At 71.4% G+C, this 10874-nt stretch carries 9 protein-coding genes and 2 riboswitches; of the genes, 3 read left to right on the plus strand and 6 right to left on the minus strand.

What is annotated here, in order from left to right; genetic code table 11:
- The 6 genes from MXD58_RS10990 to fbaA form a co-directional block, all read right to left on the minus strand.
- A partial coding sequence (locus tag MXD58_RS10990) for a hypothetical protein (RefSeq protein ID WP_250609281.1) occupies positions 1–1030 on the minus strand: 1030 nt, incomplete at its 3' end.
- Between the two features lie 107 nt (positions 1031–1137).
- Positions 1138–2421 (minus strand): adenylosuccinate synthase, encoded by a 1284-nt coding sequence (locus tag MXD58_RS10995; RefSeq protein WP_248841309.1) that lies wholly within the window; start codon positions 2419–2421, stop codon positions 1138–1140.
- A gap of 220 nt (positions 2422–2641) precedes the next feature.
- Positions 2642–3076, minus strand: a complete 435-nt coding sequence (locus tag MXD58_RS11000; RefSeq protein WP_248841310.1) for a DUF3151 domain-containing protein — start codon at positions 3074–3076, stop codon at positions 2642–2644.
- A 43-nt stretch (positions 3077–3119) separates the two neighbouring features.
- Complete coding sequence (locus MXD58_RS11005) at positions 3120–3848, minus strand: transglycosylase family protein (RefSeq protein ID WP_248841311.1); 729 nt, start codon at positions 3846–3848, stop codon at positions 3120–3122.
- 2 nt (positions 3849–3850) lie between these two features.
- Positions 3851–4050: riboswitch (cyclic di-AMP (ydaO/yuaA leader) on the minus strand.
- A gap of 460 nt (positions 4051–4510) precedes the next feature.
- Positions 4511–5191, minus strand: a complete 681-nt coding sequence (locus MXD58_RS11010) for a transglycosylase family protein (protein ID WP_248841312.1) — start codon at positions 5189–5191, stop codon at positions 4511–4513.
- Positions 5192–5198: 7 nt separating this feature from the next.
- A riboswitch (cyclic di-AMP (ydaO/yuaA leader) is annotated at positions 5199–5433 on the minus strand.
- Positions 5434–6410: 977 nt separating this feature from the next.
- A complete protein-coding gene (fbaA, locus tag MXD58_RS11015) occupies positions 6411–7448 on the minus strand; it encodes a class II fructose-bisphosphate aldolase (protein WP_248841313.1) in 1038 nt (345 codons plus the stop codon).
- Between the two features lie 695 nt (positions 7449–8143).
- Here fbaA and MXD58_RS11020 point away from each other — a divergent pair.
- The 3 genes from MXD58_RS11020 to MXD58_RS11030 form a co-directional block, all read left to right on the plus strand.
- Positions 8144–8815 carry a DedA family protein gene (locus MXD58_RS11020; protein ID WP_248841314.1) on the plus strand — a complete coding sequence of 224 codons (672 nt, stop codon included), beginning with the start codon at positions 8144–8146 and terminating at the stop codon, positions 8813–8815.
- Between the two features lie 424 nt (positions 8816–9239).
- Positions 9240–10136, plus strand: coding sequence for a CAP domain-containing protein (locus tag MXD58_RS11025; protein WP_250609282.1), 897 nt, complete (start codon positions 9240–9242; stop codon positions 10134–10136).
- Positions 10137–10352: 216 nt separating this feature from the next.
- Positions 10353–10874: NAD-dependent epimerase/dehydratase family protein (locus MXD58_RS11030; protein WP_250609283.1), on the plus strand; the 522-nt coding region annotated here is incomplete at its 3' end.

Here is a 10874-nt window from a genome sequence, read left to right on the forward strand (position 1 = left end):
GATATTCAGGCCGCATAATAGCGAAAGACGCAGAGCGGAACGCGAACCGATCTACACCACTCCACGGGGCATTATCCAGATGGGCCATCCCGTGCACCAGCTGTAGGGCGCAGCGCCGGGCGTCGACCTCGGCCATGCCCGCGACGATCGCCGCCGCGTCCACCGGCCAGACCTGGACCTCCCGGCCGAGCACTGTCAGCGGCGCCGGGTCGTCGCGGCCCTCGAACGTCCGGCCGCTCGGCTCGACGAACAGGTGCAGCGAGCGGCCGGCCGCCGGGAACGACTCGCATCGCCAGTACAGCAGCGGCCAGGCCTGCAACCGCTCGCGCCGCCGCGGGCGATGCCGCCGGTGCGGGTCCTGCTCCCCTGACCGGCCGGCCGCGGTCCGACGGGCCCGTCGACGGCGCAGGACCGAGCCACCGTCCTCGCGATCGCCCTGCTCCTGGTCGTCGCCGTCCTCGGTCCGCCGGGCGCTGAGGCCGTCGAACAGCCCCGGACCGACGTCGAACCGGCCGGGGCGGCGGCTGTCGAACCGCGCGTGGTCGTCGATCCACGCGTCGCGCGGCAGCGGGCCGCCGCCCAGATGCGGGTCGACGCCGGGCAGCGGATGCTCGGTCGACCGGCCGGGGGCGCGGCGCGGGCGCCCGCCGGAGGATCGCACGGTGACCGGCGGCACCAGGCGTTCGGCGGCGCAGAAGTCCAGGAAGTCGCGGATCTGGGCGTCGACGTGGTTCGCGACGGCCGCAGCGCGTTCGAGTCGCTGTGCCTCCGCCCGTTTCGAGCTGCGGATCGCGTGACTGCCGCGAAGCAGTACGTCGGTGAGCGTGTCGGGCAGCGCCTCGCCGGTCGGGGAGAAGCCGACGTGCCAGGCGTCGGAATCGGTCGGGCGCAGATAACGGCGCCGAACGGTCGGCGCGAGCAGTGCCGGCAGGGTGTCCGCCAGGTCGGCGAGGGCCGGTGCGCTCGGTGCCGGGGCCTGGCCGGGCACGGAGCGATCGTCGCCGGACGATGGGGAGCCGGTTGTGGTCACAGTCCTCACCCCCGCCCGACATTGCGTTCCGTTACGACCCCAGCGTCGATGGTAACGCTGCGTAGCGCAACTGGAGCGCGAGGAGGTGGGGGCTGGAGCCGGTGAACTCAGACGAGTTCGTTGATGACCAGAGTCTGGTCGCGCCCGGGGCCGACGCCGATGGCGGAGACCGGTGCGCCGGAGAGCTCCTCGATCGCCCGGATGTAGTCCTTGGCGGCCGACGGCAGATCGTCGTACGCCCGTACCGCCGACAGATCCTCGTGCCAGCCCGGCAGCTCGGTGTAGATCGGCCTGGCGTGGTGGAACTCGGTCTGGGTCATCGGCATCTCGTCGACCCGCTCGCCGCCGATCTCGTAGCCGATGCAGATCGGCACCCGCTCGAAGCCGGACAGCACGTCGAGCTTGGTGAGGAACAGATCGGTCAGGCCGTTCACCCGGACCGCGTAGCGCGCGATCACCGCGTCGAACCAGCCGGTCCGGCGGGCGCGGCCGGTGGTCACGCCGAACTCGCCGCCGATGCGGCGCAGCTCCGCGCCGACCTCGTCGTCGAGCTCGGTCGGGAACGGTCCTGCACCGACCCTGGTGGTGTACGCCTTGATGATGCCGACCACCCGGTTGATCCTGGTCGGTCCGATCCCGGCGCCGGTCGCCGCGTAGCCGGCGGTCGGGTTCGACGAGGTCACGAACGGATAGGTGCCGTGATCGACGTCGAGCAGCGTGCCCTGCGAGCCCTCGAGCAGCACGACCTTGCCCTCGCGCAGAGCACGGTCGAGAACCAGGCTGGTGTCCGCGATGTGCGGGCCGAGCCGCTCGGCGTAGCCGGCGTACTCCTCGCACACCTCGTCCAGCTCGATCCGCCGCCGGTTGTAGACCTTGGCGAGGACCTGGTTCTTCTCCCGCAGCACCAGTTCGAGCTTCTTGCGGAAGATGCCCGGGTCCAGCAGGTCCTGGATGCGGATGCCGGTGCGGGCGACCTTGTCGCCGTAGGTCGGGCCGATGCCGCGGCCGGTCGTGCCGATCCGGGACTTGCCGAGGTAGCGCTCGATCACCCGGTCCAGCGCCCGGTGGTGCGGCATGATCAGGTGCGCGTTGGCGCTGATCAGGAGCCGGGAGACATCGATCCCACGGGCCGCGAGACCGTCCATCTCGCCGAGCAGGACGCCAGGGTCGATGACCACCCCGTTGCCGATGACCGGCACGCAGTCGGCGCGCAGGATGCCACTCGGGATCAGGTGGAGTGCGTAGCTCTCCGTCCCGATGACGACCGTGTGGCCGGCGTTGTTGCCGCCCTGGTAGCGGACGACGTAGTCGACGGCGCCGCCCAGGAGGTCGGTCGCTTTTCCTTTTCCTTCGTCGCCCCACTGGGCGCCGATGAGGACGAGAGCTGGCACCGGGCGAGGTTACTAGGGATGGCCCCCGCGCGGGGCGATGCGCGGATGCTCATCTGTGCCGAACCGCGCATGTGCCGTCCGCTGTCACTGTGTGTCAGTCACGCTGGCACGCCTCGGTGTCGATTGCGCTGTACGCGACCATTTGGGTACCCAGGGTCACGAGGTGGCGTGACTCGACCGGTGCGAGCCGGCTGGCCGGCGGCGGCCGTGAAGATCGATCTCAGCCGCCGTAGCCGAGTTCGCGGGCGGCAGCCGGATCGCAGTCCGTGAGGAACGTGCGGCAGCGGTCCGCCTCCTCGGTCTCGCCGATGGAGCTGGCCGCCTGGCCGAGCGCGGCCAGCGCCCGCAGGAAACCGCGATTGGGCTCGTGCGACCACGGCACCGGCCCGGTGCCGCGCCAGCCGGAGCGGCGCAGCGCATCGAGGCCGCGATGGTAACCGGTGCGGGCGTACGCGTAGGCCTCTACGGCGTTGCCCTTGCCGAGCGCCTGCTCGGCAAGAGCGGCCCACGGTGCGCTCTGAGCCGGCGCCGAGGCGGCGACGCTGGCCGGTGGCTCGCCCGCGGCCAGCGCGTCGGTGACGGCGGCGTCCGAAGGCAGGAGCGTGGGCGGCGGACCGGACAGCAGGTTCCTGGTCGGGTCGGACGGCGTCGTCATGGCTGCATCCTGCCGTACGCGGGTGGTGACGTGACGCACCGGGTCAGGACTTGACGCTGACGTCCCACAGATTCTGGCCGACCGCGCCGGGCTGACCGTCGTCGACGCGGGTCAGGTAGCCGTAGAGGGCGGCGATGCCCTGCGACTGCTGCCCGAACTTGCCGTCCACGGTGAGAACGAAGCCCTTGTTGCGCATCGCGGCCTGCCAGACGAACGCGTCTGGGCGGACATCGTTGCCGTACCCGGCGTTGAGCACGGTGCCCTTGTAGGAGTTGTCGCCCATCTCCTGGCGGGCACGGTCCAGCGTCATCGGCGGCTCGGCCGGGGCGATGGCCTGTTGGACGACGTCGGCCGAACCGGCGCCGGTCGCGGCGGGGCCGTTGTTGACCAGACCCATCTTGCGCGAGCAGGACGGCCATGGCTGCCAGCCGCGGGCGTTGTACAGCTTGGCGGCGGCCTCGTCCTGGGTGGCCGGCGCCGCCTGGTGGGGGGAGCCGGAATAGCCGAGGGAGTGCCAGGTCTGGTTGTCGAACTGGTAGGCGCCGGAGAACCCGTTGCCGGTGTTGATGGAGTAGTTGCCCCCGGACTCGCACTGCCGGAGCTTGGCGAAGTCGTCGGCGGTCGCGGCCCCCGCGGAGGACGCGCCGACCGTGCTCACCGCGAGCCCGCTGCCGACGAGCGCGGTGACCGCGCCGGTCGTGCGCAGGATGCGACCTGTTGTGGAGGGCGCCTGCGGCGCCCGATGCCTACCCCCACGCCGTGCTGACGGCATGTATGTCCAATCCCGTTCGCCTGCGGGGTGAGCTGTCGGGTGCGGGCTGGGACTGCCCGGCCGGTCCGGCCGCAGGCGTTCGGTGTTGCGTGGGAACGATCTCCCCACCGAGTGCGCTGGGTCGAGCCGGCTTAACCCCAAGGACGTCCAGGACGTCCGGAATGTGGGTCCCCCACTCCTGCCCTTGCGGTGCTCTAGTCGAGCCGCCTGGCCGGTGGGCAGGACTCGGCGTCCGTCCGGGCGGCCTCGTCGGATGACGAGTGATCGGCACTCTAGCGATACCGGTTCATGCTGTGCAAACCGGGGTGGTTCGGAGTAACCACCTCCAGACCCGCGACGGGCGGAGCCCAAGGGTGCCGCCCGGGTGGGCGGCGGAGGTGTGCCCGGCGGCGCCGCCGGGCATCGGTGTGTCGAGACGGGGTCCCGGCCGGGTACCCGTCGCCGACCGGCCCGTTCGCCGCTCCCTGGAGATCGTCCGGGAGCCGGCGTGGGCCGGTCGGGTCGAGCGGGGAGTGCGTCCCGGCGGGTCCTGCCGGGGTGGCAACGTCAGTCTTCCGCCGTGACGCGCGTCCCCGCGTCCTGGGCCGGTTGGACTACGTGCGATGGGTGCCGGCTGGCAGCGCGGCGATCAGTCGAACGGCGGGTCGCGCGTGAGGTGCGCCTCAGCCGAAGGTGGCCTGCCAGGTCGCCGGGCCGACGATGCCGTCGACGGCGAGCCCCCTGGCGGCCTGCAGTGAGCGGGCGGCGGCGGCCGAGAGCGGGCCGTAGTGGCCATCGGCGGCGAGCGGGTAGCCGATCTGGCTCATCCGTGCCTGCCAGGCGCGGACGTCGGTTCGGTCCTGACCGCTCAGGGCGGTCGTGAGGACGCGGGTGTAGCGGGATGTCGAGGCGACCGCCGGGGTGACGGTCAGCTCGCTGCGCTGCGCTGTGCGTGATGCCTGTGTCGCGGTGGGGGCGGAGGTGCCGCCCGCGAGCTGGTCGGCACCCATCCCGCGGCCGCAGACGGGCCACTGGCCGAAGCCGGACCGCTGGGCCAGCCGGAGCGCGGCCTCGTCCTGGACGGCTGGCGACGCCTCGTGCGGCAGCCCGGAGTACCCCAGGCTGTGCCAGGTGCTGGCGGAGAACTGGAAGGCGCCGTAGTAGCCGTTGCCGGTGTTCGTCGTGTAGTCACCGCCGGACTCGCACTGCCGCAGACCCGCCCAGGTCGTGGCCGCTTCGGCTGGCTGGCTGACGACGAGTGAGCCGCCGACCGCTGCTGCGAGGACCGGAGCAACCATGAGGGCCCGCGCCCGGATACGGGTGCCGGCGCTCCATTGTCGACCACTGGTACGTGCGTCGGACATGTGTTTGTAGTCCTTCCCCACGCCTGCGAGGTGAGCTGTCGGATTCGGACTGGGAACTGCCCGGCCGTGCCAGGGACTTCCTGGGGACGTGTGCTCGCCCGAAACTCGGCTCGGACGTACGTCGCGCACGGCTTCACCCCGAGAGCCTCGAATCATTTCGATGCTCGGAGTTGGTTCCCCCGTTCCTGCCGCCTGGTCTGTGGAAATCGTCGGTCGGGGGCAGGATTCGGCGTGCCGTCCGACGAATGCCGCACGTTGTCGGCGGCACGGCGAAGACCATAACCACGCCGCTCGGCGAGTCGCCAAGCATTGAATAGGGTGCGTGAAAAAGAGCACACTCGGCGCGCCTGCTTGAGGGTGCTGTAAGCGACTGGTATCGCGCGTGCGCGCCCGCTCATCAACCTGGCCGAGTGGTGCGGAGGGGTAATTGTGCCCACCTGGTCACCGTGTTTGCCGATGGTCGAAGTCGTGCGGAGAGTGGCGAACCAAAACGAATGTGTTACATGTCCGTGCCGGCCTTCGATGGGGCCGGCGGACTGATTTGGGTTAAAGGCCGGAGATGTCGGCGAGGGGTCGTGCGGCGTCGTATGTGAGAAGGGTAACGGATGGGGGCTAACGACTCACATTGCTGTGATTTTCTTGCGCTGAGTATTCGACCATGCACACAAGGTGGCACTTCGGGCGGCGGGTCGAGGTGGAACGGACCGGATGTCCTGGTCGGGTAGGTGGCGACAGTCGTCCCGGCAGGTCCGGTACCTGCGGGTTGATCCGGCCGAAACCTGCAGGTCACCAGACTGCGCGCAGAGCGGACCCGAGGGGGACCACGGGGCAAAAAGCAGTGGTCCCCCAGTTGCATGGAGCAACTGGGGGACCTGGAGGGACCGGATGGTACGGGACGTTCCGCGGATCTTCAGCGGGCCAGCCCGAACGGGATGTCCGTTCCGTGTGGCCCGTCATGCGCTGGGTGGTAACTCCGCAGCCGGAATCCGGGGCTTCGCCGGAATCGGCCGGTGCTCCGCCGGAGGCGGGGGAACCGGCCGAAAGCGGTCCGGCGGCTGGGGGCCGGACGCGGGAAACTGAGACGCGACAGGCGGAGCCGGGGTGACGGGTTCGGTGTGGTTCGGACAGCGCCCGGCGGAGACACCCGGCGGTGATGCCCGACTGTCCTCCTCCGGGCGCGGATGGCCCCGATGGGCGACGACCCGGTGTAGTGGCCCTGTTATGCGCGCCCGAGCGACCGGTTCGTCGAGCGCAGATCCTCGCAGGCCTGTGCCACACGGGCCGCCATGTTCGCTTCGGCCAGCTTTCCGTAGGTACGCGGGTCGTAGGCCTTCTTCGACCCGACCTCGTTGTCCACCTTGAGCACGCCGTCGTAGTTCTTGAAAGCATGGTCCACAATGGGCCGGGTAAACGCATACTGGGTGTCGGTGTCCACGTTCATCTTCACGACGCCGTAGTCCAGGGTTTCCCGGATCTCGCTGAGGTCCGAGCCGCTGCCGCCGTGGAAGACGAGATCGAACGGCTTGGCTCCGGCCGCCAGACCCAGCTTCTGCGCCACGTGATCCTGGCCCTCGCGCAGGATCGGCGGGCGCAGCTTCACGTTGCCGGGCTTGTACACCCCGTGCACGTTGCCGAAGGTGGCGGCCAGCAGGTAGCGCCCCTTCTCCCCGGATCCGAGGACCTCCGCGGTCCGCCACATGTCGCCGGGGGTCGTGTAGAGCTTCTCGTCGATCGCGCCGACGACGCCGTCCTCCTCGCCGCCGACGACGCCGATCTCGACCTCAAGGATGATCTTGGCGGCGGCTGCGTCGGCGAGAAGCTCTTCGGCGATCTTGAGGTTCTCCTCGAGCTCGACGGCCGAGCCGTCCCACATGTGCGACTGGAACAGCGGGTCGCGACCGGCGGCGACCCGCTCGCGCGAGATCGCGATCAGCGGCCGGATGTAGGTGTCGAGCTTGTCGGCCGGGCAGTGGTCGGTGTGCAGCGCGATGTTGACCGGGTAGGCCTTCGCGACGTGGTGGGCGAACTCGGCCAGGGCCTCGGCGCCCAGGACCATGTTCTTCACCGTGGAGCCGGACAGGTACTCGGCGCCGCCGGTGGACACCTGCACGATTCCGTCGCTGCCCGCTTCGGCGAATCCCCGCAGGGCGGCGTTCAGAGTCTGGGAGGAACTGACATTGATCGCGGGGTAGGCGAAGGCCTCGGCCTTGGCCCGGTCGAGCATCTCGGCATAGATCTCAGGCGTGGCGATGGGCATTGGTGGGGCTCCTTGTCGAAGCTGTCGGGGCGCCGATCAGCCATAGATGGCGGCGCTGGCCAACCGGAACGGGCCGCAGACCTGCCGGCGGACTGTCGGTGGGCGAAGGGTATGACGGCGCGCGTCGTTCAGGTGCTCGGATGCGGCGGACGTCGCCGGGGCAATGTGCGCCGGGCTCGTTCGGGCATCGGTTCCGGTCCCGAACGGACTTGCCCCGCGGGCGGTTTACCCGCGGATGTGGCGCGCCTGGCGACCTCGCTCGTCGTTCGGGGCGACCGTTCGGGCCGGGATGGCACCGGCCGATCCGATGGCCGGAACGTGACCCCGCGGCTGGCCCGTCCGCCCGAGGCAACGGAGTGGGGGTCAGGCAGTGGAGAAGAAAGGAGTGGAGGGCGGCGGGAGCGTGGGAGAAGGGAGAGACCAGGGAGCCGGAGAGGCCAGGGAGCCGGAGAGGCCAGGGAGCCGGAGAGACCAGGGAGCCGGAGAGACAAGGGAGCCGGAGAGACAAGGACAAGGCGCCGGGGAGTCAGGAAGGCGCCGGCGTTGCGGCGCGATGCCGGGAGATCGGAACACGCACCGGGAGCGGGCCGCCTGCCCCAGGTGGGCCCGTGCCATGCGGGTTCGGGTGTGGTCCGTGGCCGCAGGAGGTGGCGGGGCGGGCGCCGTCGCGGAGAGCAACCCGGCACACTGGACAGGTGGAGGTCGGCAGTCTGTCCGGAACGACGCTGTACGCCGTCCTGTTCGCGATGATTTTTGTCGAGAGCGGGGTCCTGATCGGGTTCTGGCTCCCTGGGGACACCATCCTGTTCGCCGCCGGTCTGGTCGCGGCGGACGCCGACACGGACGTGTCCATCTACGTTCTGTCCGTCGGCGCCGGCACCGCCGCCAGCCTTGGTGCAGTGGTGGGCTACTACACCGGCGCGCGCCTCGGTCGGCCCTTTCTGGAACGTCGGCATGCGGCGGCCCTCACCCGCACGGAGGAGTTCTACCGCCGCTTCGGGTCGGTGACGCTGGTTGCCGCGAGGTTCGTCCCGTGGGCGCGAACCTTCGCGCCGGTGCTCGCCGGCGCGGTTGCCATGCCGCGCTCCCGCTTCCTGGTGGCCGCCGTGGCCGGCGCGCTGGTGTGGGGTATCGGGCTGATTCTGCTGGGCTACCTGGCGGCGGGGATTCCTGGTCTGCGCGACGCCGCCGGCTGGCTCGCAGCGGTGGTGGTCGTCGTCTCCGTGCTGGCGGGCGCGGGTGGTGAACTGCTGCGTCGGCGCTCCGCTCGCCGGCGGGCCGGCGGCGGGATACCCAACCCCCCGACGCCGCCGACCGCCCTCGACGGCGAGCCACCGGCCGTCGCCGGCTCTGCCGGCGATCGGTGAGCCGACAGCGGCGCGAGGTGCCCCGGGTCCGTGCTCGGCCGAAGGCCCGCGGGCGGATGGCCGGTACGTCGTCGGTACTAACGCGCACCGGGTAAAGGCACGGTGGGCCGCGCCCCCTCGTCCCGCCCGCATCGGTCCTGCCGGGCGCCCTCGGTCCGTCTCGGACGGTTTTTGCCCGTTCCGCGCTCCTCCGCAAGATAGCTGAGAGTAATCGCTTGCATCCTTTTAGTTGTCTTTACGTGCTCCCTGGGCTGCTCCAGGCTCCCCATCGCCCAGATGGGCGACCCGAAGGGTAGTCTCCATCGCTGTCACCCGATTGCTTCGGGTAGACCACCTGGACTGAGGCGTGGTCAGTGCTGACCATGTCCAGCTAGCTAGACGATCCAGGGGCGAGGTCGGGGGGGCCGACCGAGCGAAGGAATCGATGCGACCCACGCACCCGAGGCCCCGGATCCTCCGGCGCCGGACCACCTCTGCCTCTCCCGCCGCCATCCGCCCGCGTTCGGCCGCGGGCATCCTGCTCGTCCCGTTGCCACTCGCGATCCTCTGCCTGGTGGGCGGGTCCGGATGCGACCCACAGGTCGGCGCGGGGCAGGCGGCGAACGGGCAGGCGGCCTCGACCACCGCGCCGGGCATCGCCGCGGCCGTGCCCGCCCGGGCTTCGACTCCCACGAATCCCCCGGTCCCGGCGCCGACCGCGACCGCCGATCGCGGCGGTCCGGCCCACCCGATGGCCGCGCCGATCACCGCGCCGGCTCCCAGCCCGACGTCGGTTCCGCCGCCGGCCACCACGGCGCCACCACGGGACACCGGGGGAAGTCCCACCCACAACGACCCGGCCCCGCCGCCTCCGGCCAGTCGGCCGAACGCCACCACCGCGCCACCCGCTCCCGCGACCCCGACCCGGGTGCCGGCTGCCGCATCACCGGCGGGCGGTTACCCGGCCGGGGTGGTCGCGAAGACCAACGAGCAGCGGCGCGCCGCCGGCTGCCCGGCGCTGAGCATCGATCCGGTGCTGACAGCCGTCGCCCAGGCGCACAGCGCCGACATGGCGCTGGCCGCCTACTTCAGCCATGACAGCCCCGACGGCCGCGGCCCCTTCGACCGGATCACGGCCGCCGGCTTTGCCTTCTCGGCTGCCGCGGAGAACATCGCGGCCGGTCAGAGCGATCCGAGCGCCGTCCTGCAGGCATGGATGAACAGCCCCGGGCACCGGGCGAACATCGTCAACTGCGGGCTGACCCGGATCGGCGTGGGCGTCGCGACCGGCGGTCCCTACGGCACGTACTGGACGCAGGACTTCGCGACTCCCGCGCGTTGATCTGACGGCCTGACAACCAGGGCTGGTCCCCGGACCGGCGGCCGGATCGACTCGGGCCGCCGGGCCGGTCCCGCGCCACGGGCGATCCCGTAGGGTCGGGACGTCGTCGCCGTCGGCGAACGGGGACGGCGGACCTGGTGAGCCGGGCGGCGGCGGGCGCGACAGCGCCGTCGACGCGGGGCGCCCGGCGCGGGTGCCCAGGTATAAGGAGTGGCCGTGGTTCGGGCGGTGGTCACCGGCGCGGCCGGTTTTCTCGGTGGGGCGCTGACCCACGCGCTGCGAAGGCAGGGCGTGGACGTCGTCGCGCTGGACGTGCGGCGCGCGCCCGGGACGGTGCTGGCCGACATCAGCCGCCCGGGCGAGTGGGAGCGGGCGCTGGAGGGCGCTGACCTGGTCGTGCACGCCGCAGCCGTCGGCACCGGCGGGGTCGCGGAACTCACCCCGGTCCGACCGGGCCGTCCCGGCGGGCCGGTGCGAGTGTCCGCCGCCGAGATCCGCCGGGTCACGCTGGGCGGCACGGCGAACCTGCTCGACGCGGCCACCCGGGCCGGGGTCGACCGCTTTCTCCATCTCTCCTGTGTGGATGTGCTGTCCGGGCCCCCGTCCCGCAACGGCACGCCGAGCCTGCCGGGCGGACCGCTGGTGGACGAGACGGCTCCGGTCGGGCTCACCGGCGACGTGCGCGCCGACGCCCTCGCCGCCGCCGAGCAGGCGGTGAGCGCGGCCGCCGCGTACGGC

The sequence above is a fragment of the Frankia sp. AgKG'84/4 genome (assembly GCF_023242965.2).
Classification (GTDB): Bacteria; Actinomycetota; Actinomycetes; order Frankiales; family Frankiaceae; genus Frankia.